This window comes from Streptomyces sp. ISL-11 (assembly GCF_018614525.1).
In the GTDB taxonomy this organism is placed as follows: Bacteria; Actinomycetota; Actinomycetes; order Streptomycetales; family Streptomycetaceae; genus Streptomyces.
The window spans coordinates 14019-37513 of sequence record NZ_JAGGOL010000032.1 but is presented as its reverse complement, the minus strand read 5'-3'; the positions used below and the strand labels follow the sequence as shown (position 1 = coordinate 37513).

Sequence of the window (23495 nt, the reverse complement as noted above, 5' to 3'; positions counted from 1 at the left end):
GCCGTGGGCTTCTCCCGGCCGGCCACCAGCGCGCCGACGCCGGCGGCCGCCACGGCGACGGCGAGCGCGGCGAACAGCGCCCCGAGGGGCAGCCGTGCGTCCTCGGCGGACGCGGCACGGGCGTTGACGACGAGCAGGCCGGTCAGGAGGACGGCCAGGAGTCCCGCGACGCCGTAGGCGAGCGCGGTCACGGGGCGCACGCCCGGTTTCCCGCCGGCGCGTCCGCCGTTCAGGGCGACGGCGCATGCCGTGAGGACGGCGCCGGGTACCACGAGGAGCCCGAGCGCCACGTACGGAAGCGCGCCCAGGCTCGTATGCCCGTCGGCGCGCCCGCCGCCCGTGAAATGTGTGGCGACCGGGTCGGGCAGGCGGTCGCGCAGGACGAGGAGGACCGTCAGGAAAACGGCACAACACAGCAGGTAGGGCGCCAGGACGACGGCCACGGACCGCCGGTACGTCGCCGGGCGTGCGGACATCTTCACCCATGACCTCCAAGTTGTTCGCATAGTAGTAGAACAATGCAGAGGGGGAAGAGATCTCATATCTGAGATACCGTCTGACGCATGACCGACGCATACCTCGCCCGTATCGGCAAGCTCATCCGCGACGCCCGACAGCACCGTGGCTGGACCCAGTCGCAGCTCGCGGACGCACTCGGAACCAGCCAGAGCGCCGTCAATCGGATCGAGCGCGGAAATCAGAACATCAGCCTTGATATGATTGCCCGCATCGGTGAGGCGCTGGACAGCGAAATCGTCTCGCTCGGTTACGCCGGGCCGATGCATCTCAGGGTCGTCGGCGGTCGCCGCCTCTCCGGCTCCATCGACGTCAAGACCAGCAAGAACGCCTGCGTGGCGCTGCTGTGCGCCACGCTCCTCAACGCCGGCCGGACCACGCTGCGCCGGGTCGCGCGCATCGAGGAGGTCTATCGCATCCTCGAAGTGCTCGGCAGCATCGGCGTCAGGGCCCGCTGGATCAACGACGGCAACGACCTGGAGATCGTGCCGCCCGCCGAGCTGGACCTGGCCTCGATGGACACCGAGGCCGCCCGCCGCACCCGCAGCGTGATCATGTTCCTCGGCCCGCTGCTGCACCGCATGGACCAGTTCAAGATCCCTTACGCGGGCGGCTGCGACCTCGGCACCCGCACCGTGCAGCCGCACATGACGGCGCTGCGCCACTTCGGCCTGGAGGTCACCGCCACCGACGGCACCTACCACGCCCAGGTCGACCGTTCGGTCGCACCCACCCGGGCGATTGTGCTGACCGAGCGGGGCGACACCGTCACCGAGAACGCCCTCCTCGCCGCGGCCCGCCACAACGGCGTCACCGTCATCCGCAACGCCAGCTCGAACTACATGGTCCAGGACCTCTGCTTCTTCCTGGAGCAGCTGGGTGTAAGGGTCGAGGGCATTGGCACCACGACCCTTACCGTGCACGGTGTCGCCACCATCGACCGCGACGTGGACTACGCGCCCTCCGAGGACCCGGTCGAGGCGATGAGCCTGCTCGCCGCCGCCGTCGTGACCGAGTCCGAGCTGACGATCCGCCGCGTGCCGGTCGAGTTCATGGAGATCGAGCTCGCCGTACTGGAGGAGATGGGCCTCGACCACGAGCGCAGCGCCGAGTACCCGGCGGACAACGGCCGTACGCGGCTGCTGGACCTGACCGTGCGGCCCTCCAAGCTGCGCGCGCCGATCGACAAGATCCACCCGATGCCGTTCCCCGGCCTCAACATCGACAACGTCCCCTTCTTCGCGGCCATCGCCGCCACCGCGCAGGGCCAGACCCTCATCCACGACTGGGTCTACGACAACCGCGCCATCTACCTCACGGACCTCAACCGTCTCGGCGCCGACGTCAAGCTCCTCGACCCCCACCGCGTCCTCGTCGAGGGCCCGACCCGCTGGCGCTCCGCCGAGATGATGTGCCCGCCGGCACTGCGGCCCGCGGTGGTGGTCCTGCTGGCGATGATGGCGGCCGAGGGCACCTCGGTGCTGCGCAACGTCTATGTCATCAACCGGGGTTACGAGGACCTCGCGGAGCGGCTGAACACGATCGGCGCGCAGATCGAGATCTTCCGCGACATCTGACACCGGCCCCGCCTCGGCGGCCCGCCTCCCCCGCGCCCCCCTCGGACGGCCAGTTCCGGGTCGCGGGGGCGGGCGGGGCGGATGAAGCTGGCTGCATGAGCGAACCCCTCTCTCATCCGGACCACGCGGCGCACCCTCACGGGCGGAGGCGCCGGCGGTGGCCGTGGGTGCTGCTCGCCGTCGTGATCCTGCTGGCCGGCGGGTGCGCGGTGCTCGTGGTCGGCCTGTCGAACGAGGCCGACAAGACCGTCCGGGTCACCTACGAGGTCACCGGTGACGCGCGGCGGGTGAACATCGCCTACTCGACCTGGCAGGACGGGGAGCGGCGGACGCGTCAGGAGGAGGACCGGCCGCTTCCCTGGCGCAAGGAGCTGCGCACGAAGGGCTTCGCGAAGGGCGGCCTGCTCGCCGTCACCGTCGGCCCGGACGGCGGCACGGCCACGTGCTCGGTGCGGATCGACGACGGCGACCCGAGGACCGACACCGCGAGCGGCGCCTCCGCGACGGCCACGTGCACCGGCTTCTGAGAGCCGGACGATGGTGTCCGGCGGGTCCTCGGCCGCGGGCCGATTTTGCCGCCCGCGGCGGCGGGCGCCCTGCGGGCGCGTCCTCAAGCGCCGGACGGGCTTGATTTCCGGCTGAGCTCAACCGATTGATCCGCCGGACACGGCACACGGTTGAGAGGTCAGGGCAGGACCGCGATGCCGTCCAGTTCGACCAGGGCCCGCTCGTCCCACAGGCGTGTCGTGCCGATGACCGCCATGGCCGGGTAGTCGCGGCCGGCCAAGCGGCGCCAGACGACGCCGAGTTCGCGGGCGTGGGCGCGGTAGGCGGCGACGTCCGTGGTGTAGACGGTGACGCGGGCGAGGTCCCGTGGCGTGCCGCCGGCGGCGCGCAGGGCGGTGAGGAGATTGGCCAGGGCGCGCTCGAACTGCTCCGGCAGGCCGCCCTCGACCAGCTCGCCCCCGGCGTCCAGGGCGGTCTGGCCCGCCAGGAGGACCAGCCGGCCGCCGGTGGCCGTCACGGCGTGGCTGAAGCCGGTGGGCGGGGACAGCGCCCCCGGGTTGATCCGTTCCAGGCTCATCGGTACAGCTCCTTGGCGATGATCGTGCGCTGGACCTCCGTGGCGCCCTCGTAGATGCGCGGGGCGCGCACCTCGCGGTAAAGGTGTTCCAGGAGGTGGCCGCGTTGGAGGGCACGGGCGCCGTGGAGCTGCACGGCGGCGTCCACGACCTCCTGCGCCGTCTCGGTGGCGAGGAGCTTGGCCATCGCCGAGCGGGCCGCGATGCCCGGCTCCCCCGCGTCGTACGCCGACGCCGCCGCGTAGACCAGCAGCGCGGCGGCCTCGGTACGGGTGGCCATGTCGGCGAGCCGGTGGGAGACCGCCTGGAGGTCCTTCAGCGGGCCGCCGAACGCCCGGCGCCGGCCCGCGTGGCCGACGGCCGCGGCGAGGGCGGCGCGGGCCATGCCGACGGCGAAGGCGCCGACGCTGGGCCGGAACAGGTCGAGGGTGCGCATGGCGACGCGGAATCCCCCGCCGGGCCTCCCGAGCACGTCGTCGGGGCCTACGGGGACGGCGTCGAAGGCGAGGGTGCCGACAGGGTGCGGGCTGAGCATCTCCAGCGACCGGCCGCTCAGGCCCGGCCGGTCGCCCGGCACCAGGAAGGCCGTCACGCCCCGCGCGCGGGGTGCCTCGCCCGTGCGGGCGAAGACGGTGCACAGGTCGGCCTCGGGGGCGTTGGAGATCCACGCCTTCTCGCCCGTCAGGCGCCAGCCCGCGCCGTCGCGTTCTGCGCGCAGCTCCAGCGCCGCCGCGTCCGAGCCGGCCCCCGGCTCGCTCAGCGCGAACGCGGCGATCGCGCGGCCCGCGACCACCTCCGGCATCCACCGGGCACGCTGCGCGGCGGTGCCGGACTGCACGACGGGGTACGCCCCCAGGCCCTGCAGCGCCAGGGCCGTCTCCGCCTCCGTGCACTCCCGGGCGAGGGATTCGCGCAGCAGGCACAGCTCCATGGCGCGCACGGGCCCGTCGGCGGGGAAGAGACGGGCGAGGAGGCCGAGTGCGCCGAGGGCGGCGACGAGGGGGCGGTTCACGCGGCCGGGCTCGCCCCGCTCCGCGAGCGGGCGCAGCCGTTCGGCGGCCAGGGCGCGCAGTTCGGCGCACCACGCGCGCTGCGTGGCGTCCAGTGCGAACGGGGTGGTCACCGGCGGTCTCCCTCCCGGCCGAGCGCGGTCACTCCCGACCGCGTATCGCGCTCTGTTGACTGCCGTCACCGACTCGCTACGCTGACAGCGGACCTGCACCCCTGGCAAGACCCCCCGTTCACCTCACCTCTTCGAAGAACGTCTCATTCCCGCTCGGCGCGAGGGGGCGCATGCGCGATGGAGCTCCAGCCGTCGGCCCACGTCGACACCTTCGCCCGCGACCACCTCCCGCCCGTCGGGCAGTGGCCGGACCTCCTCCCCGTCTCCGCCCCGGGCGGCGGTCGGCGCTACCCCGCGCGGCTCAACTGCGGTGCGGAGCTGCTGGACGCGACCGTGGCCCGGCTGGGCCCGGACCGGCCCGCCGTGCACGACGGCGCGGGCGGCGTCTGGTCGTACGGCCGGCTCCAAGGGCACGTCGACCGCATCGCGCACACGCTCCGCGACGACCTGGGTGTCGTCCCCGGCAACCGCGTGCTGCTGCGCGGTCCCACCACGCCCTGGCTCGCCGCCTGCTGGCTCGCGGTGATGAAGGCGGGTGCGGTGGCCGTGACCGTCCTGGCCGCGCAACGGCCGCGCGAGCTCGCGGCCATCTGCGAACTGGCCCGCGTACGGCACGCCTTGTGCGACGCGCGGTCGGCCGACGACCTCGCCGGCGCGTCCGTCACCCTCGACGACGTCCCTTTACGGGTCACCCCGTACGGGGGAAACTCTCCCTCCGACCTTCTGCGGCTGGCGGCGGGCAAACCCGCATCGTACGCGCCCGTGGACACCTCCGCCGACGACGTCGCGCTGATCGCCTTCACCTCCGGCACCACCGGACGCCCCAAGGGCTGCCTGCACTTCCACCGGGACGTGCTCGCCACCGCCGACACCTTCTCGGCGCACGTGCTGCGTCCCCGCCCCGACGACGTCTTCGCCGGCAGCCCGCCGCTCGGCTTCACCTTCGGACTCGGCGGCCTGGTGGTCTTCCCGCTCCGCGCGGGCGCCTCGGCACTGCTGAGCGCCTGGTCCGGACCCGATCGGCTGCTCCACGACATCGAACGGCACCGCGTCACCGTCCTGTTCACCGCGCCGACCGCCTACCGCTCGATGCTCCCCCGGCTGGCCGCCCACGACACCTCCTCCCTGCGCCGGTGCGTCTCGGCCGGCGAGCACCTGCCCGCCGCGCTCTGGCACGCCTGGCGGCGCGCCACCGGCCTGCGCGTCATCAACGGCATCGGCGCCACCGAGATGCTGCACATCTTCATCTCCGCCGCCGACGACGCCATTCGCCCCGGCACCACCGGCCTGCCGGTGCCCGGCTACGAGGCGCGCGTCCTCGGCCCCGACGGCCGGCCGGTGCCCGACGGCACACCGGGCCTGCTGGCCGTGCGGGGGCCCACCGGCTGCCGCTACCTCGGCGGCGCGCGACAGGGCGACTACGTGCGCGACGGCTGGAACCTCACCGGGGACACCTACATCCGTGAACCCGACGGCCATTTCCGTTTCGTGGCCCGCGCCGACGACATGATCGTCTCGGCCGGCTGCAACATCGCCGGCCCGGAGGTCGAGGAGGCGCTGATGCGCCATCCCGACGTGGTGGAGGCGGCCGTCGTCGGCCGCCCCGACGCGCGGCGCGGCGAGATCGTCGTCGCCCATGTGGTGCTGCGGGAGGGCGTGCCGCGCGGCGAGGAGACCACGGCGGCGCTGCGGGAGTTCACCAAAAAGGAGATCGTTCCCTACAAGTGCCCTCGCGAGATCGAGTTCCACGACGCCCTCCCGCGCACGCCCACCGGCAAACTCCAGCGATTCCGACTGCGCAACAGCGCTTTACAGTTTCCCCGTGACTGACCAGCAACCACTCCACACTCCTCGGTCCCTCATCGTCACTTTCTACGGCGCGTACGGTCGCGGAAGCGCCCACCATCCGGGCTGCCGACCCGTACCGATCGCCGCCCTGATCAGGTTGCTGGGCGCCGTGGGCGTCGACTCGCCGTCGGTGCGGTCCGCCGTCTCCCGGCTCAAACGCCGCGGACTGCTGGTCGCCGGCCGCACACCGGACGGTGCCGCGGGGTACGGACTCTCCGACGGCGCACGGCAGTTGCTGGAGGACGGCGACCGGCGCATCTACGGCCGCTCCTCCGCACGGTCCGGCGGCGGCTGGCTGCTCGCGGTGTTCTCGGTGCCCGAGGAGGAGCGGCACAAGCGGCACCTGCTGCGTTCGCGCCTGGCGCGGCTGGGGTTCGGCACGGCGGCGCCCGGGGTGTGGATCGCCCCGGCGCACGTGCACGAGGAGACCCGGCACACCCTGGAGCGGCTGGGACTGGCGCCGTACGTCGACCTGTTCAAGGGTGGCCACCTCGGTTTCGAGCCCACCGCCGAGGCGGTGGGCCGCTGGTGGGACCTGGCGGCCCTGGCGCGGCAGCACCACGCCTTCCTGGACGCCCACGAGCCCGTGCTGCGGCGCTGGTCGCGCCGGCGGATGGTGGCGCCGCAGGAGGCGTACCGCGACTACCTCCTGGCGCTGGACTCCTGGCGGCGGCTGCCCTACGCCGATCCGGGGCTGCCGACCGCGCTGCTGCCGGGCGACTGGCCGGGCGTGCGGGCGGCGCGGGTGTTCGCGGCCCTGCACTCCCGGCTGCGGGACGCGGGGGCCCGGTTCGTGAACCTGAGCGTGCGCTGAGGGCGCGGGTCAGGTGCGGCGGCCGGCGGGCGGTTTGCGGCTGCCCGCGCGGTACGGGGGCGGCCACGGCGCGCCGGGCCCGGTGTAGCCCTGGTCGGCGGCGGCGTGCAGGGTCCAGTGCGGGTCGTAGAGGTGGGGGCGGCCCAGGGCGCAGAGGTCGGCGCGGCCGGCGAGGATCAGCGAATTGACGTCGTCCCAGGAGGAGATGGCACCGACCGCGATGACCGGCACGCCCGCTTCCTGGCGGATGCGGTCGGCGAAGGGCGTCTGGTACGAGCGGCCGCGCTCGGGCCGCTCGTCGGGGACGACCTGGCCGGTGGAGACGTCCAGGGCGTCGGCGCCGTGGGCGGCGAAGGCGCGGGCGACGGCGACGGAGTCCTCGGCGGTGGTGCCGCCGTCCGCCCAGTCGGTGGCGGAGACGCGGACGGTCATCGGCCGGTCGGCGGGCCAGGCGGCCCGTACGGCGTCGAAGACCTCCAGGGGGTAGCGCAGGCGTGCGGTGAGGTCGCCGCCGTAGGCGTCGTCGCGGTGGTTGGTGAGCGGGGAGAGGAAGGCGGAGAGGAGGTAGCCGTGGGCGCAGTGGAGTTCGAGGAGGTCGAAGCCGGCGCGGGCGGCGGCCCGGGCGGCGCGGACGAACTGCTCGCGGACGGCGGTCATGCCTGCGCGGGTCAGGGCGTCCGGTATCCGGCTCACGCCGGGCCGGTAGGGCAGCGGGGAGGGCGCGACCAGGGGCCAGTTGCCGCTGGGCAGGGGGTCGTCCATGCCCTCCCACTGGCGGCGGGTGGAGCCCTTGCGGCCGGAGTGTCCCAGCTGGACGCCGATGGCGGTGCCGGGGGCCTCGGTGTGGACGAAGTCGGTGACGCGGCGCCAGGCGTGCTCGTGCTCCGGTGCGTAGAGGCCGGAGCAGCCGGGGGTGATGCGGCCCCGGGGGCTGACGCAGACCATCTCGGTCATCACGAGGCCGGCGCCGCCGAGGGCGCGGGCGCCGAGGTGGACGAGGTGGAAGTCGACGGGGGTGCCGTCGACGGCGGAGTACATGTCCATGGGCGAGACCACGACGCGGTTGCGCAGGGTCAGTCCGCGCAGCCGGAAGGGGGTGAACATGGGCGGTGTGCCGGGCGGTACGCCGGCCTCGGCCTCGACGGAGGCGACGAAGGCGGCGTCGCGCAGGCGGAGGTTGTCGTGGGTGACGCGGCGGCTGCGGGTGAGGAGGTCGAAGGCGAAGCGGCGGGGCGGGCGGTCGACGTGCAGGTGGAGGTTCTCGAACCACTCCAGGCTGGCCCGGGCGGCCCGCTGGGCGGACTCGACCGCCGGGCGCCGCTCGGCCTCGTACGCGGCGAGGGCGTCGTCGACGCCGGGGCGACGCCGGAGGTGGCGGGCGAGGACGACGGCGTCCTCGACGGCGAGCTTGGTGCCGGATCCGATGGAGAAGTGGGCGGTGTGGGCGGCGTCGCCGAGGAGGACGGTGTTGCCGTGGGACCAGCGGGCGTTGGTGACGGTGCGGAAGGCGGTCCAGGCGGAGCGGTGGGAGCGCAGGGGCCGCCCGCCGAGGGCCTTCGCGAAGTACGCGCCGCACCGGTCGACGGAGGCGGCCTCGTCGCACCGGTCGAGCCCGGCGCGGCGCCAGACCTCTTCGCGCATCTCCACGATGACGGTGCTGGCGTCGTGCGCGTAGGGGTAGGCGTGCAGCTGCATGATGCCGTGCTCGGTCTCGGCGATCTCGAAGCGGAAGGCGTCGAAGGCGACGTCGGCGGAGAGCCAGATGTAGCGGCAGCGGTGCGTGGTGATCGTGGGGCGGAAGTGGTCGCGGTGTGCCGCGCGGGTGCGGCTGTTGACACCGTCGGCCGCGATGACCAGGTCGCTGGAGCGGGCCAGCTCGGCGGCGGGCGGTGCCTCGGTGCGGAAGCGGAGGTCGACCCCGAGATCGCGGCAGCGGGCGTGCAGGATGCGCAGGAGCCGTCGGCGGCCGAGGGCGGCGAAGCCGTGGCCGCCGGTGCGCAGGGTGGTGCCCCGGTGGACGATGTCGATGTCGTCCCAGCGGACGAACTCCTCGCGCAGCGCTGTGTGGACGGCGGGATCGGCGTCCGCGATGCCGCCGAGGGTCTCGTCGGAGAGGACGACGCCGAAGCCGAAGGTGTCGTCGGGGGCGTTGCGTTCCCAGAGGGTGACCCGGCACTCGGGGGCGTGACGTTTCAGCAGGGCGGCGGCGTAGAGGCCGCCGGGGCCGCCGCCGATGACGGCGACCCGCGCGGCCGTCATCGGCCCCGCCAGGCGGGCGGCCGCTTCTCGGTGAAGGCGGCGTGGAACTCGGCGTAGTCGGCGCTGTGCATCAGCAGGGCCTGGGTGGCGGCGTCGAGTTCGACGGCGGCGGCGAGCGGCATGTCGAGTTCGGCGGTCAGCAGGGCCTTGGTCCGCGCGTGGGCGAGGGCGGGTCCGTCGGCGAGGCGGCGGGCGAGGGACGAGGCGGCGCCGGCGGCCTCCCCCTCGGCCGTCAGCCGGCTGATGAGCCCGATGCGTTCCGCCTCCTCGGCGGGTACGGGCTCGCCGAGCATCAGCAGCCGGGTGGCGTGGCCGAGGCCGACGACGCGGGGCAGGAGGTAGGCGGCGCCCATGTCGCCGCCGGAGAGACCGACCTTGGTGAAGAGGAAGGCGAAGCGCGCGGTGGGGTCGGCGACGCGGAAGTCGGCGGCGAGCGCGAGGACGGCGCCGGCGCCGGCGGCGATGCCGTGCACGGCGGCGATCACGGGGAAGGGGCACTCGCGCAGCGCCCGGACGACCTGTCCGGTCATGCGGTTGAAGTCCAGGAGCCGGCCGGCGTCCATGGCCAGGGTGGCCCCGATGATCTCGTCGACGTCGCCGCCGGAGCAGAAGCCCCGTCCCTCGCCGCCGAGCACGAGGGCGCGTACGGAGCCGTCGCGGGCCAGCTCGGGCAGCAGGTCGCGCAGGTCGGCGTAGGCGCCGAAGGTGAGGGCGTTGAGCCTGGCGGGGCGGGCGAGGGTGACGGTCGCGACGCCGGCGTCGAGGGTCAGGCGCAGGTGCCGCCACTCCTCGGTGCGGGACGCGGAGCCGGTGAACGGACTCATCGAGCGCGGCCTCCTTCAGCCGGGGGGCTGGTGCCTGCCCTGCGAAGTTATCACCGCTGTGTGACTGTCGTCACGACCACGCGATAGAGGCGGCGGCCCGCCGGCCGCCGCCCCGCCCGCGTCCGCGTCAGCGCGCCAGGGATGCCACCAGGACGGCCTTGATGGTGTGCATCCGGTTCTCGGCCTGGTCGAAGACGACGGAGTGCGGGGACTCGAAGACCTCGTCGGTCACCTCCAGGGAGGTGAGTCCGTGGCGCTCGTGGATCTCCTGGGCGAGGGTGGTGTTGAGGTCGTGGAAGGCGGGCAGGCAGTGCAGGAACTTCACCGCCGGGTTGCCCGTGGCGCGCAGCACGTCCATGGTCACGGCGTACGGGGCCAGCAGCGCGATCCGCGCGTCCCAGACCTCCTTGGGCTCGCCCATCGACACCCACACGTCGGTGGCGACGAAGTCGGCGCCGTGCACACCCTCGGCGACGTCCGAGGTGAGCGTGATGCGCGCGCCGCTGGTGTCGGCGTACCGCCGGGCCAGGGCGACGATCTCCGGGGCGGGCCAGAGCTCCTGGGGGGCGACGATGCGGACGTCCATGCCGAGGAGGGCGCCGGTGATCAGGTAGGAGTTGCCCATGTTGTAGCGGGCGTCGCCGAGGTAGGCGTAGGCGACGTGCTCCAGGGGCTTGGCGGTGTGCTCGGAGATGGTCAGCACGTCGGCGAGCATCTGGGTGGGGTGCCATTCGTCGGTGAGGCCGTTGAAGACGGGCACCCCGGCGGAGGCGGCCAGCTCCTCCAGGATGTCCTGGCCGTGCCCGCGGTACTCGATCGCGTCGAACATCCGGCCGAGGACCCGGGCGGTGTCCCGCACCGACTCCTTGTGGCCGATCTGGGAGCCCGCGGGGTCGAGGTAGGTGGTGCGGGCGCCCTGGTCCGCGGCGGCGACCTCGAAGGCGCAGCGGGTGCGGGTGGAGGTCTTCTCGAAGATCAGCGCGATGTTCCGGCCCGTCAGCCGCGGCACCTCCACGCCCGTGGCCTTGGCGGCCTTGAGCTCGGCGGCGAGCTCGACGAGACTGTGGAACTCCTCGGCGGTGAAGTCCGTCTCCTTGAGGAAGTGGCGGCCCTTGAGGTCTGTCGCCATGGGGTGGGCTCCTAGCTCACGACTGCGGGAAAAATGGAACTCTATACGATGTGCCGCATCACTATGCACGCTGGGGCGGAGGTGCGATTCCCTCCCCGCGCGGGACCGCGTCCCGCTCGATCGGGCAGCTCATGCAGCGCGGTCCTCCCCTGCCCCGGCCCAGCTCGCTGCCGGGGATCGTGATCACCTCGATCCCGTGCTTGCGCAGGTGGGTGTTGGTGGTGGCGTTGCGCTCGTAGGCCACCACGACACCCGGCTCGATGGCCAGCACGTTGCAGCCGTCGTCCCACTGCTCCCGCTCCGCCGCGTGCACGTCCTGCGTGGCGGTCAGCACGCGCACCGCGTCCAGCCCGAGGGCGGCGGCGATCGCCCGGTGCATGTGCTCGGGCGGGTGGTCGGTGACCTTCAGCTCCCTGTCGCCCACCCCCGGCTCGATGGTGTACGAGCGGAGCATGCCGAGCCCGGCGTACTGCGTGAACGTGTCGCCGTCCACCATGGTCATCACCGTGTCCAGGTGCATGAACGCCCGTCGCTTGGGCATGTCCAGCGCCACGATCGTACGGGCGGAGCCGGCCGCGAAGAGCCGGTGGGCGAGCATCTCCACGGCCTGCGGGGTGGTCCGCTCGCTCATCCCGATCAGCACCGCGCCCTCGCCGATGACCAGCACGTCGCCGCCCTCGATCGTCGACGGGTAGGCCGCCTGGCCCTCGGACCAGACGTGGAAGCCGTCCCGCGCGGAGCCCTGGCCGAAGCCGTCCGCGAAGAGCGGGTGGTGGCGGTAGACGGCCTCGTAGTGCGCGGTCTCGTGCCAACGGGCGGGCCAGCGCATCGCGTTCACGCACACCCCGTCGTAGATCCATGCGGAGGTGTCGCGGGTGAACAGGTGGTTGGGCAGCGGATTGATCAGGAAGTCGTCCAGGTCCATGGCGTGGAAGCGCACGGACACCGGTTCCGACCAGCTCTCCAGGAACTCCCGCTTGGTCATCCCGCCGACCAGCCAGGAGCCCAGCTCGGGGGCGGGCAGGCCGTCGAAGGCGGCCCGCAGGTGGCCGGTGGCGAGCGGGCCGTACTCCTTCTCGTCGAAGACCCGGTCCAGCACCTGGGCGCGCGCCGCCGGCACCTGGAGGCTCTCCTCCAGCAGGTCCTGGAAGAAGTGCACCTCGACCCCGCGCTCGCGCAGCACGTCCGCGAAGCCGTCGTGCTCGACCCGGGCGCGCCGCACCCACAGCACGTCGTCGAAGAGGAGAGCGTCCTTGTTGGAGGGCGTGAGCCGCTTCAGCTCCAGGCCGGGGCGGTGCAGTATGACGCGGCGCAGCCGCCCGGCCTCGGAATCGACATGGAATCCCATCCCCCCATCCTGACCTGTGGGCACCGTGATCACTCGGCACGCGGCCGGGGACACGGCCGTGGCGGGCCCGCCACGCCCCGGCTACAGCCGGGGGTCCACCGGCTCCGACTCCAGCGCCAGGACGCCGAAGACGGCCTCGTGGATCCGCCACAGCGGCTCCCCGGCCGCCAGCCGCTCCAGCGCCTCCAGGCCGAGCGCGTACTCCCGCAGCGCCAGGGACCGCTTGTGGCCGAGATGGCGCACGCGCAGCCGGGCGAGGTTGTCGGGGCGGGTGTACTCCGGTCCGTAGACGATCCGCAGGTACTCCCGGCCGCGGCACTTCACACCGGGCTGTACGAGCCCGCCGCCGGCGCGCCGGGCGAACCCCTGGAGGGGCTTGACGACCATGCCCTCGCCACCGGCGGCGGTCATCTCCAGCCACCAGTCCACACCGGCGGCGACGGACGCCTCGTCCTCGGTGTCGACGACCAGGCGGCGGGTGGAGGCGAGGACCGGGGCCCCCTCCCCCGCGTCCCGCTCGTGCGCGACGAGCCGGTCGATCAGGGCGAGCTGCTCGTCGTGGCCCAGCGTGACCAGGCTGCGGCCCTCGACGGCCAGGATCTGGAAGGGTGCCAGCCGGACCCCGTCGAGGTCCTCCACGGGCCAGCAGTAGCGGCGGTACGCCTGCGTGAACGCCGCCGCGTCCCCGGCCCGGCCGCGCTGCCGCTCCAGCAGGCCGGCGACGTCCACGCCGCGCGCCGCCGCCGACTCCAGGGCGGCGAGCGCGCCGGGGAAGACCGCGCGGGAGGCGGCGCCGACGGCCGCGTACTGGTGGCGCAGCAGCCCGGTGGCCTTGAGGGACCACGGCATCAGCTCGGCGTCGAGCAGCATCCAGTCGGTGCCGAGCTCCTCCCACAGGTCGGCGCCCCCGATGCAGCGGGCCAGCCGGCCCAGGACGCGCCCGGTCGTCTCCGGGTCGTCGAAGAACGGCCGCCCGGTTCGGGTGTACAGCGCGCCCGGCACACCGTCCGCCGCGCCGAAGCGCTCGCGCGCCACCTCGGCGTCACGGCAGATCAGGGCGACCGCCCGCGAGCCCATGTGCTTCTCCTCGCACATCACCCGGCGCACGCCGTCGGCGCGGTAGGCGGCGAACGCCTCGGCCGGGTGCTCCAGGTAGCCCTCCTCCTTGGAGGTCGCGACGGGAGCCATGGTCGGCGGGAGGTAGGGCAGCAGCCCGGGGGCGACCGCGAAGCGGCTCATCACCTCCAGGGCGGCGGCCGCGTTCTCCTCCTTGACCGCGATCCGGCCCATGTGACGGGTCTCCACGGCCCGGCGGCCGGTGACGTCGGCGAGGTCCAGCGGGCGGGCGTCCGCCCCGCCGGGGGCCTCGCTCATGAGCGGCTTGGCCGGCTCGTACCAGACGCGCTCGGCCGGGACGTCCACCAGCTCCCGCTCGGGCCACCGCAGGGCGGTCATCCGGCCGCCGAAGACGGCGCCGGTGTCGAGGCAGATGGTGTTGTTCAGCCAGGTCGCGGACGGGGTGGGGGTGTGCCCGTAGACCACGGCGGCGCGGCCCCGGTAGTCCTCCGCCCAGGGGTAGCGCACGGGCAGGCCGAACTCGTCGGTCTCCCCGGTCGTGTCGCCGTACAGCGCGTGCGAGCGGACCCGGCCGGAGGTGCGGCCGTGGTACTTCTCGGGCAGCCCGGCGTGGCAGACGACGAGGTCGCCGCCATCGAGGACGTAGTGGCTGACGAGCGACTCGATGAACTCCCGCACCCGCTCGCGGAACGCGCCGTCCTCCTTCTCCAGCTGCTCGATCGTCTCGGCGAGCCCGTGGGTGTGCTGGACCTTGCGGCCCGCCAGGTGGCGGCCGAGCTTGTTCTCGTGGTTGCCGGGCACGCACAGCGCGTGGCCCGCGGCGACCATGCCCATGACCAGGCGCAGCACGCCGGGGCTGTCGGGGCCGCGGTCGACGAGGTCACCGACGAAGGCGGCGGTGCGGCCCCCGGGGTGGGTGGCGTCCACCGGGCGGCCGGCGTCGTCGCGGACGAGGACGTAGCCCAGCTCGGTGAGCAGGGTCTCCAGTTCGGAGCGGCAGCCGTGGATGTCGCCGACGATGTCGAAGGGCCCGGTGACGTGCCGCAGGTCGTTGAAGCGGCGCTCCAGCACGATCTCGGCGGACTCGGCCTCGGTGACACCGCGCAGGACGTGCACCTTGCGGAAGCCCTCGCGCTCCAGGTGGCGCAGCGAGCGGCGCAGTTCGCGCCGGTGGCGCTGGATGACGTGGCGCGGCAGCGTGGCCCGGTCGGGGCGGGCGGCGTTGCGCGCGGCGCACACGTCCTCGGGCATGTCGAGGACGATCGCGACGGGCAGCACGTCGTGCTCACGGGCCAGCCGTACGAGCTGCTGTCGGCTCTCGGGCTGGACGTTGGTGGCGTCGACGACGGTCAGCCGGCCGGCCGCGAGCCGCTTGCCCGCGATGTGGTTGAGCACGTCGAAGGCGTCACCGCTGGCGCTCTGGTCGTTCTCGTCGTCGCTGACGAGAGCGCGGCAGAAGTCCGAGGACAGGACCTGGGTGGGCGTGAAGTGGCGGGCGGCGAAGGTGGACTTGCCCGAGCCGGTGGCGCCGACCAGCACCACGAGGGAGAGGTCGGGGACGGCGAGGGTACGGACGGGGGCCTGGGCGGCTTCCGCCGGGGTGGCCGGGTCGGTGGTCATGCGGCTTCCGCCTCCTTCGTGGTGCCGGTGCCCGGGCGCCGGTGGAACGTGGCCATCTGGGTGGGTGGCCCCACCTCGGGGTCGTCCGGTCCCACGGGCGTGAAGGCGACCTCGTAGCCGTACCGCCCGGCGACCTCGCCCGCCCAGGAGCGGAACTCCTCGCGCGTCCACTCGAAGCGGTGGTCGGCGTGGCGGACGTGACCGGCCGGCAGGGACTCCCAGCGCACGTTGTACTCGGCGTTGGGCGTGGTCACCACGACCGTGGCGGGCCGGGCGGAGCCGAACACGGTGTACGCCAGGGCGGGCAGCCGGGGCGGGTCGAGGTGCTCGACGACCTCGCTGAGCACGGCGGCGTCGTAGCCGGCCAGGCGGCGGTCGGTGTAGGCGAGGGAACCCTGCAGCAGGCGCACCCGGGCGGCCTGGCGCTCGGTCATGCGCTCCGGGCGCAGCCGTCGCGCGGCCTCCTTCAGCGCGCGCACCGATACGTCGACGCCCACCACCTCGGTGAAGGCCGGGTCCTTCAGCAGCTCGCCCACCAGCTGCCCCTGACCGCAGCCGAGGTCCAGGACCCGGGCCGCACCGGCCTCGCGCAGCGCGCCGACGATCGCCTCGCGCCGCCGTACGGCCAGCGGCACCGGCTTCTCCTCGGTGTCCGCCTCCTCGTCGACCGCGTTGTCGAGCTCCTCGGCCACGGTGTCGTCGGCCTCGGCGAGCCGGGCCAGGGCGTCGCGGGTGAGGGACCAGCGGCGGGCGAGATAGCGGTTGGTGATCAGCCGCTGCTCGGGGTGGTGCTCCAGCCAGCCCTCGCCGGCGCGCAGCAGCTTCTCCACCTCGTCCGGGGCCACCCAGTAGTGCTTGGAGTCGTCGAGCACCGGCAGGAGGACGTAGAGGTGCCGCAGGGCGTCGGCGAGCCTGGCCTCGCCCTCCAGCACCAGCCGTACGTACTGCGAGTCGCCCCACTGCGGGAACGTCTCGTCCAGCGCCACCGGCTCCGCCGTCACCGTCCAGCCCAGCGGCGCGAAGAGCCGCTCCACGAGCTCCGCGCCACCGCGTGCGGGCAGCGCGGGTACCTCGATCCGCAGCGGCCGGGGCCGGCCGGGCAGCTCGGGGCGGGCCGCGCACTGTCCCTTGACGGCGCTGGAGAACACGCCGGCGAGCGCCACCGCGAGCAGCGAGGACGCCGCGTAGGGGCGGTCGTTGACGTACTGCGCGAGCGCCGAGTCGGGCGCGCCGCCGCGCCCCCTGCCCGCCGCGCGCCGCACCAGCGCGACCGGATCGACCTCCAGCAGCAGCGCCGCGGTGCAACGGTCCTCGTCCGCCTCGGGGTAGAAGAGGTGCGCGGTGCCGTGCGCGGTGGAGAACCGCTGCGCCCGGTCGGGGTGTTTGTGCAGCAGGAATCCGAGATCGGTCGCGGGGGAACCAACGTCGCCGGTGGTGCTTATCGTCAGGAACACACGGTTGATTATCGCGTCAGGACCGCGGCGTGCCCTAGTGCTTTTCCTCCGGCCTCCGTTTCTCCCCTGCGTCGCCGAGCAGGCCGTTCAGCCGCGCGCGGGTGAAGACGGCGATGGTGAACGCGCAGGTGATGGCACCGTCGCCGATCATCTCCGCCACCTTGGGCCACGGCAGGACGGCCGCCTGCCGGATGCCCTCGGCCGTGTCCAGGGCGCCGGTCGAGCGAATGCGGGCCGCGTACAGCTCGACGTGATCGCCGAGCAGTCCGGTGTCGGGGTGCACCCGGCCCAGCGGAATCAGCTCCGTGGCCTCGGTGCCCAGTTCCTCGGCGAGTTCCCGCACGGCACTCTCCGCGCCCGTGGCCCCCGGCGCGCCCATTCCGCGAGGCGCTTCCCAGTGCCAGGCCCGGGTGGCGTGGCGGTAGTGCTCGACCAGCACGACACCGTCGGCGCCGATGAGCGGCAGGACGACCGCACCGGGGCTCGCGGCGGTGGACACCATCCGGATGTAGAGCCCCAGGGAGCCGCCGGGAAACCGGACCGCGTCGCGGACGAGCGTGACGAACCGGTCGGCGTACACGACGCCGACGGGCGCGTCCGCGGTCCCTCCGGCGCTGCGCCGGGCCTCCTCGATCGCCTGGGGGTCCAGGAGGATGTCGATCCCGCCGGGGGCGTTGCCGAACAGCTCGGGGCGGGCGGCGCGCAGCCGGTCGTAGGGGGTGACGGCCGTCGTGTCCGGCGGCCGGGTCGTGTCCGTCCTGCCGGCCGGGTCCTCTTCTCGCACCGGTTCAGTACTCCGGGATCTCGTCCTGGATGGTGGCGGAGCTGGTGGCGGCCGCGGGAGGACCGCCCTGCTCCCGGTATCCCGGCAGCTTGCGCACCATGCTGTGGAACTGTTCCCACTCGCGGGCGCTGTCGAACCGCACCGTGGCCATCTCCCGGGCGAACTTCTGCTCGCGCCGGCCCTCCACCCGGTTGCGCAGGACCAATTGGACGGATCCGCCGCACTCGGCGGAGACCGAGCCGAGGGATCCGACCACGCTCCACGTCTCGTCGCCGGTGACCGCGGTGAAGACGGCGCCGCCGACGGCGACGACCACCTCGATGACGGGCGACCACCTGTTGGCCCCCGTCCGCCGGTCACCGCGGGTGTCGGCGAGGCGGACGATCTCGGAGTTGAGCCGGACGTAGCGGTCGAAGACCAGCCCCACGCGGTCCTCGAAGGCGGCCGGATCGGCCGTCAGCGCGTCGAAGGCCCGCATGTAGTCGTCCCAGGCGTCGCTCTCGCGCAGGCTGCGGATGTCCGCGAGGGCCAGGGTGTCGACGGTGGAGGGCGTGAGGGAGAGCCGGTCCTGGACCGTGGAGAACGCCTGCCGGCGCAGGAACAGCATCAACTGCTCCGGGTCCGTCACCGCGCCGTCCGCGGTCGTGCGCACGTCGCGCCACTCCTGGAGCGCGAGCCGGCGGAGACTGCCGGCCGGGGTGAGCGGATACATGCCCAGGGCGTCGGCGAGGTTGACGTTGTAGATCAGGTCCAGCAGCTGCTTGATCTCCCCGGCGAACGGCTTCCGCTTGTCGTATCTGCCCTCGGAGACCGGTAACCCCGGCACGGACACGAACTCCTCGTAGAGCACCCCCCGGGTGACGAGCTCGCCCCGGATGCGCCGCTCGTTGCTCAGCTGGACCACTTCGCCGATCCGCTCGGCGAACCGCGCGTGCTGCCGCCCGGGAACGCCGACCTGGGCGGCGAGCAGGGGGATGTCCTTCGCGGTCAGCCCCTGCACCCGCGCGGCGAAGGGGTTGAACAGCGCGCTCCTGGTGGTGTCCCGGTTCTCCTGGTCGTCCCAGGACATCCGCAGGCAGGTGACGCGCGAGCCGGCGGGCATCGCCTCCACGGTGTCCTGCCAGGCGGTGAACGCCTCCCGGTCGACGTCCACGCCCCGTGGCGGATCGGTGGGCTCGCGCTCGTTCAGCAGGAAGGGCACCAGAGCCCCGTCCGCCAGCAGCCGCTGGTGGGCGCGGCGCGCGGCTCCGCCCTCCACCAGGTCGCAGCTGACGGCGCGGTTGTTGTAGAAGAACACGCGGTTGGCGACCACTTGGCGGGTGTTGATGAGACTGCGGAAGTACTCCGCCCGCACTTCCTTGCCCCTGACGCCGTCCACGTCCTGAAGGGACTTGCCCTTCCGCACCATGTCCTTGGTCAGCTCGGCGTTGACCCACTGATTGTCCAGGGACTGCGCGATCACCGCGCCCCGCACCAGCCCCGCGGGCCCCACCCTGGCTGCCACGTCCCGTGATCCTCGGGGTTCCCCTGATTCCTGAGCCATGCCCTCACCCCCGGCTCGTACGGCGCACCGCCCACGTCCGCATCCACGCTAGCGGTGAGGCCGTGGCCCATGCCCGGTGTTGCGGGAAGTGGGGCCACCCGCTCCTACCGGGGCGGGCGTCCTCGACACCTCCTGGCGAAGGCCGGTGTCAAGGCCATGTATTTTGTCGATCAATCGATCCACCAGGAGAATCATGCGTTCCGCCCGGCCCCGCGTCCTGTACGTCACCGACCTGGCCTACGAGGCCAGAGGGCGCCGGTACTGCGACGAGGACATCTTCCTGAGCTCGCGGCTCCGCGAGGACTTCGACGTCGCCCTGTGCCACCCGCTGGACGCGACCGCGCTGATGGGGACCTGCGACGTGGTCGTCATCCGCAACAGCGGCCCGGTGCTGCACTACCAGGCCGAGTACGACGCGTTCCGCGACGAGGCGCTGCGGCGCGGCGTACGCGTCTACAACCAGCTGACCGGCAAGGCCGACATGATCGGCAAGCGGTACCTCCTGGACCTGAGCGCCGCCGGGTACCCCGTCATCCCGACCATCGACCGCCCGCAGGACCTCGGCCGCCTGCCCGAGGCGGCCGAGTACGTGGTCAAGCCGAAGCTGGGCGCCGACTCGATAGGTCTGGAGTTCCTCCCCCGCGACCGGCTCGGCGAGCTGGCATACGGCGACGTGCTCGTCCAGCCGCGCGTCGACTTCCAGTACGAGGTGTCCTTCTACTTCATCGACCGGACCTTCCAGTACGCGCTCAATGCCCCGCACACCGGCCGGCGATGGGTCCTGGAACGGTACGAGCCCACCGCCGCCGACCTGGCCTTCGCACAGCGCTTCGTCGACTGGAACGACATCGGGCACGGCATCCAGCGCGTGGACGCCTGCCGCACCCAGGAGGGCGAACTCCTCCTGGTCGAGCTGGAGGACCTCAACCCGTACCTGTCCCTGGACCTGCTGGACGCCGGCACGCGCGACGCCTTCGCCGCGAACCTGAAGGCATCCCTGCACGGGCTGCTCGACGCGGTCCCCGCCGCCTGAGCGGGGCGGCGGGGTCCGCTACGGCCGCTGGGGGGACAGGGGCCGCCGGCTAGGGCACCAGGGCGCGGGCGTGCGGGCTGCGCTCCGTGTCCGAGCCCGGAACCGGGGCCGAGGCGTCCGCGCCGAGCGCGACGATCCTGTTGTCCGCGTCGACGTGCACGACCCGGGGGACGAGGGCGCGCGCCTCCGCGTCCTCGACCTGGGCGTAGCTGATCAGAATGACGAGGTCACCGGGGTGCACGAGGTGGGCGGCGGCACCGTTGATGCCGATCACGCCCGAGCCGCGCTCGCCTTCGATGACGTACGTCTCCAGGCGGGCGCCGTTGTCGATGTCGACGATGTGGACCAGCTCACCCGGCAACAGGTCGGCCGCCTCCATCAGCGCGGCGTCCACGGTCACCGACCCGACGTAGTGCAGGTCGGCCTGGGTGACCGTGGCCCGGTGGATCTTGGACTTGAACATGGTGCGCAGCACTGCGTCACATCTCCCTGCGGTGAATGGGTCGCGGCCCCGGGGGGGGTACGCGCCGTCGCCAGCCAGGGTAGCGGCCCTCGGGTCTCGCGGGGTACCCCTGTCGGTGTGGCCGAGCGGCCTGGGGGATCATGTGGTGGCCACGCCCGGACTCAGGACCTGATCACTCCGTGCGTGAAGCCGGCTCGGAGGCCGGTCCCGAAGCCCGTCGGGATCCCTACCGGGCATCGAGCTCTCCGAGGGGGACCTGATGGGTACGTGGGCGGAGTTCGCGCGGGACCTGACCTTGGGGGTCGCCGCTGTGATGGTGGCTTGCAACTACCGCGATGCCGCGTGGCGGATCCATGGCTTCCTGGGAGGCACAGGGCACGTCAAGCGGCTCCTGACGCCCACGACCGTCAGGGTCACGTGTGGTGTTCTCGCCGCCGTTTCGGTGATGGACATCGCGGATGGTCTGGATCAGCCCTGAGCGACGGACGAGCAGGGGCGGGTGACTCAGGTTCGCTTCGGCTGATCGCGCCTCGTGGAAGTGCTGTCCCGGAGGGTGGCGAAGAGGATGTCGGTTCGGTGCCGGGCTCAGGGAGTGCGCGGGGTTTGAGGGGCGGGCTCGTGGGACCCGGTTTCGAGGGTGCGGGAGAGGGCCGCGATGCGGTCGGGGCCGACGCGGCAGCATCCACCGATGAGGCGGGCACCGGCGTCCCGCCAGGCCGCGACCCGGCCGGGGTCGAACGTCGGCCGGCCCCGCCAGCCGCGGGCCCGCGCGTCCCATCGCTCGCCGCTGTTGGGGTAGACCACGACGGGTTTGCCGGTGACTTCCGCGGCGAGCGCCACGGCGTGGTCGGCGTCACCGGGTGCGCAGCAGTTGACGCCCACGGCAATGACCTGGTCGTTCCCGGCGGCGAGCTCGAACGCCTCCCGCAGCGGCTGCCCGGCCCGGGTACGCCCGCCCGCCACGCTGTACGACAGCCATACGGGCGTCCGGACGGCCCGTACCGCCCGCAGCAGGGCCTCCGCCTCGTCGATGTCCGGCACCGTTTCCAGGGCGAGCACGTCGGGCCCGGCCTCGGCGAGCGTCTCGACGCGAGGACGGTGGAACCGTTCCAGCTCCGCGACGCTCAGACCGTAGCGGCCCCGGTACTCACTGCCGTCGGCGAGCATCGCACCGTAGGGGCCGACGGAGGCAGCCACCCAGGGAGAAGGGTGGGGGGAGGGGGCCCCTCCCCCCACCCCTCCCTCCCCCGCCCCCCGTTTTCGCTGTGGCGTCCCGGCCCTTCGGGTCAGTTCCACGCTGCGGCGCAGCAGCCCCGCCGCCTCCTGCCCGCCGATGCCACGCCGGGCGAAGCCCTCGAACGTGGCCTGGTAGCTGGAGGTGATGAGCACCCGCGCGCCCGCTCGTACGTAGGCGGCGTGCGCCTCCTCGATCTGCGCCGGGTCGTCGGCCAGCAGCCGGGCCGACCACAGCGTGTCGGACAGGTCGCAGCCCTGCGCCGCCAGCTGGTTGGACAGGCCACCGTCCAGGACGAGGGGCCCGCGCGCCAGCGCGTCGGCGAGCGGCATGGTGGGGGCGGACGGCACGGGTCCTCCTCGGTCTGCGGTGGCTCCTGGCGCTCTCGGCGGCCTCAGGCCAGCTGGGACTGGACCTCCGAGGAAATCAGCTCCAGGTGGTCGAGGTCGTCGAGGTCCAGGATCTGGAAGTAGATCCGGGACGAGCCGATCGCCGCATACCGGCCGATCTTGTCGACGACCTCGGCCGGCGAGCCGGCCAGGCCGTTCGCCTTGAGCTCGTCGACCTCTCGGCCGATGACCGCCGCCCGTCGGGTCACCTCGGCGTCGTTCTTGCCCACACAGGCGACCAGGGCGTTGGAGTACACCAGCTCGTCGCCCTTGCGGCCGAACTCCTCGGCGGCCGTCCGCACCCGCCCGAACTGCCGCTCGCTGTCCTCGATCGAGGCGAAGGGGATGTTGAACTCGTCCGCGTACTGGGCGGCGAGCCGCGGTGTGCGCTTCGCACCGTGGCCACCGATCAGCACCGGCACCTTCTTCTGCGCGGGCTTGGGCAGCGCCGGCGAGTCGGTGAGCTGGTAGTACGAGCCGTCGAAGCTGAACGTCTTGCCGACCTCCGTTTCCCACAGTCCTGTGACGATCGCGAGCTGCTCCTCCAGCCGTCCGAATTTCTCCTTCGGGAAGGGGATGCCGTACGCCTTGTGCTCCTCCTCGAACCAGCCCGCGCCCAGCCCCAGCTCGACGCGACCACCGGACATCTGGTCGACCTGCGCCACCTGGATGGCGAGGACACCGGGCAGCCGGAACGTGCCGGCGGTCATCAGGGTGCCGAGCCGGATCCGCCGGGTCTCACGGGCGAGGCCCGCCAGGGTGATCCAGGCGTCGGTCGGACCGGGCAGACCGTCCGCCGAGCCCATGGCGAGATAGTGGTCGGACCGGAAGAAGGCGTCGAAGCCGAGATCCTCGGTGGCCTTGGCGACGGTGAGCAACGTGTCATAGCTCGCCCCTTGCTGGGGCTCGGTGAAGATACGGAGATCCATACCTCCATCCTGCCTTGCCGCACACGCGTCAACCGCCCACGCCCTGCCTTGCCCCACCCGCCACGGTCGGGTGAAATTCGACCATCCGGGCCAGCCGGAGGGGGTGACGACAGTGTCCACCGGGGCCGGTGATCGTTGGCTGGGGCGGAGCCGGACCGCCCGGCCCGCGCACCGGTGTCCGCTGCCGGAGGCGACGATCGCAACGCCGCCCGCCCGCACTGGGAGGGCCAGGGCCGAGGAGGCCGCGATGACCCAGGAAGCCGTGCCCGAAGAAACGGTACCCGCGCAGGCAGCTCCCCAGCAGCAGGGCGCACCCAAGGGCCTGTTGCAGCAGATGGAGGAGCTGATGGCCGCGCTGAACGCGGATCTGTCGCAGCTCGACGCCGATCTCCAGCCGCCCGGCGAGAGCCCCTCGTCCGGCGACGGCGGAGGCGATACCGGCTGATCGG

Annotated in this window: 17 protein-coding genes and 3 pseudogenes; 7 read left to right on the top strand and 13 right to left on the bottom strand. The window is 73.0% G+C overall.

The features are described 5' to 3' along the window. Positions 1 to 482 (bottom strand): annotated as a pseudogene (locus tag J7E86_RS09295) (DUF1648 domain-containing protein); the annotation flags it as partial. 81 nt (positions 483 to 563) lie between these two features. Here J7E86_RS09295 and J7E86_RS09290 point away from each other — a divergent pair. Both J7E86_RS09290 and J7E86_RS09285 read left to right on the top strand, forming a co-directional pair. After that, a complete protein-coding gene (locus J7E86_RS09290) occupies positions 564 to 2093 on the top strand; it encodes a UDP-N-acetylglucosamine 1-carboxyvinyltransferase (protein ID WP_215081072.1) in 1530 nt (509 codons plus the stop codon). Between the two features lie 95 nt (positions 2094 to 2188). Next, positions 2189 to 2620 (top strand): hypothetical protein, encoded by a 432-nt coding sequence (locus tag J7E86_RS09285; RefSeq protein ID WP_215081071.1) that lies wholly within the window; start codon positions 2189 to 2191, stop codon positions 2618 to 2620. A 158-nt stretch (positions 2621 to 2778) separates the two neighbouring features. Here the strand turns inward: J7E86_RS09285 and J7E86_RS09280 are convergent, their stop codons facing one another. Beyond that, positions 2779 to 3177, bottom strand: coding sequence for a RidA family protein (locus tag J7E86_RS09280; RefSeq protein ID WP_215081070.1), 399 nt, complete (start codon positions 3175 to 3177; stop codon positions 2779 to 2781). Next, positions 3174 to 4298, bottom strand: a complete 1125-nt coding sequence (locus J7E86_RS09275) for an acyl-CoA dehydrogenase family protein (protein WP_215081069.1) — start codon at positions 4296 to 4298, stop codon at positions 3174 to 3176. Before J7E86_RS09275 ends, J7E86_RS09280 begins: the two co-directional genes overlap by 4 nt. 177 nt (positions 4299 to 4475) lie before the next feature. On the opposite strand from J7E86_RS09275, the gene J7E86_RS09270 reads away from it, so the two are divergent. Together J7E86_RS09270 and J7E86_RS09265 are read left to right on the top strand one after the other, a co-directional pair. Beyond that, positions 4476 to 6128 (top strand): AMP-binding protein, encoded by a 1653-nt coding sequence (locus tag J7E86_RS09270; RefSeq protein ID WP_215081068.1) that lies wholly within the window; start codon positions 4476 to 4478, stop codon positions 6126 to 6128. After that, positions 6121 to 6960 carry a PaaX family transcriptional regulator C-terminal domain-containing protein gene (locus J7E86_RS09265; RefSeq protein ID WP_215081067.1) on the top strand — a complete coding sequence of 280 codons (840 nt, stop codon included), beginning with the start codon at positions 6121 to 6123 and terminating at the stop codon, positions 6958 to 6960. Before J7E86_RS09270 ends, J7E86_RS09265 begins: the two co-directional genes overlap by 8 nt. Here the strand turns inward: J7E86_RS09265 and J7E86_RS09260 are convergent. From J7E86_RS09260 to J7E86_RS09225, 7 genes and pseudogenes are all read right to left on the bottom strand, one after another. Then, a pseudogene (locus J7E86_RS09260) lies at positions 6948 to 9219 on the bottom strand (bifunctional salicylyl-CoA 5-hydroxylase/oxidoreductase); the annotation flags it as partial. The gene J7E86_RS09265 and the pseudogene J7E86_RS09260 sit on opposite strands and share 13 nt — an antisense overlap. Then, entirely contained in the window at positions 9216 to 10043 is an 828-nt protein-coding gene (locus J7E86_RS09255) for an enoyl-CoA hydratase family protein (RefSeq protein WP_215081065.1), read from the bottom strand. The gene J7E86_RS09255 and the pseudogene J7E86_RS09260, both read right to left, overlap by 4 nt. 127 nt (positions 10044 to 10170) lie before the next feature. Further along, entirely contained in the window at positions 10171 to 11172 is a 1002-nt protein-coding gene (gene argF, locus J7E86_RS09250; RefSeq protein WP_215081064.1) for an ornithine carbamoyltransferase, read from the bottom strand. Between the two features lie 61 nt (positions 11173 to 11233). Next, on the bottom strand, positions 11234 to 12520 hold the full coding sequence (locus J7E86_RS09245) for an arginine deiminase (protein ID WP_215081063.1): 1287 nt from the start codon (positions 12518 to 12520) through the stop codon (positions 11234 to 11236). 84 nt (positions 12521 to 12604) lie between these two features. Next, a pseudogene (locus J7E86_RS32000) lies at positions 12605 to 16671 on the bottom strand (3' terminal RNA ribose 2'-O-methyltransferase Hen1); the annotation flags it as partial. A gap of 34 nt (positions 16672 to 16705) precedes the next feature. After that, entirely contained in the window at positions 16706 to 17455 is a 750-nt protein-coding gene (locus J7E86_RS09230) for an NUDIX hydrolase (protein WP_215081060.1), read from the bottom strand. A gap of 4 nt (positions 17456 to 17459) precedes the next feature. After that, positions 17460 to 18959 carry a hypothetical protein gene (locus J7E86_RS09225; protein WP_215081059.1) on the bottom strand — a complete coding sequence of 500 codons (1500 nt, stop codon included), beginning with the start codon at positions 18957 to 18959 and terminating at the stop codon, positions 17460 to 17462. A 232-nt stretch (positions 18960 to 19191) separates the two neighbouring features. On the opposite strand from J7E86_RS09225, the gene J7E86_RS09220 reads away from it, so the two are divergent. Further along, positions 19192 to 20031, top strand: coding sequence for a hypothetical protein (locus J7E86_RS09220; RefSeq protein WP_215081058.1), 840 nt, complete (start codon positions 19192 to 19194; stop codon positions 20029 to 20031). Between the two features lie 49 nt (positions 20032 to 20080). On the opposite strand, the gene panD is transcribed toward J7E86_RS09220, so the two are convergent. Next, positions 20081 to 20506, bottom strand: coding sequence for an aspartate 1-decarboxylase (panD, locus tag J7E86_RS09215; protein WP_215081057.1), 426 nt, complete (start codon positions 20504 to 20506; stop codon positions 20081 to 20083). 247 nt (positions 20507 to 20753) lie between these two features. Between panD and J7E86_RS09210 the strand changes: the two genes are divergently transcribed. Then, positions 20754 to 20972, top strand: a complete 219-nt coding sequence (locus tag J7E86_RS09210; protein ID WP_215081056.1) for a hypothetical protein — start codon at positions 20754 to 20756, stop codon at positions 20970 to 20972. Positions 20973 to 21079: 107 nt separating this feature from the next. Here the strand turns inward: J7E86_RS09210 and mmuM are convergent, their stop codons facing one another. Then, positions 21080 to 22060 (bottom strand): homocysteine S-methyltransferase, encoded by a 981-nt coding sequence (gene mmuM, locus J7E86_RS09205; RefSeq protein ID WP_215081077.1) that lies wholly within the window; start codon positions 22058 to 22060, stop codon positions 21080 to 21082. 62 nt (positions 22061 to 22122) lie between these two features. Further along, complete coding sequence (locus tag J7E86_RS09200; protein WP_215081055.1) at positions 22123 to 23046, bottom strand: LLM class F420-dependent oxidoreductase; 924 nt, start codon at positions 23044 to 23046, stop codon at positions 22123 to 22125. Positions 23047 to 23293: 247 nt separating this feature from the next. On the opposite strand from J7E86_RS09200, the gene J7E86_RS09195 reads away from it, so the two are divergent. Then, entirely contained in the window at positions 23294 to 23491 is a 198-nt protein-coding gene (locus tag J7E86_RS09195) for a hypothetical protein (protein ID WP_215081054.1), read from the top strand. Positions 23492 to 23495: the final 4 nt, after the last annotated feature.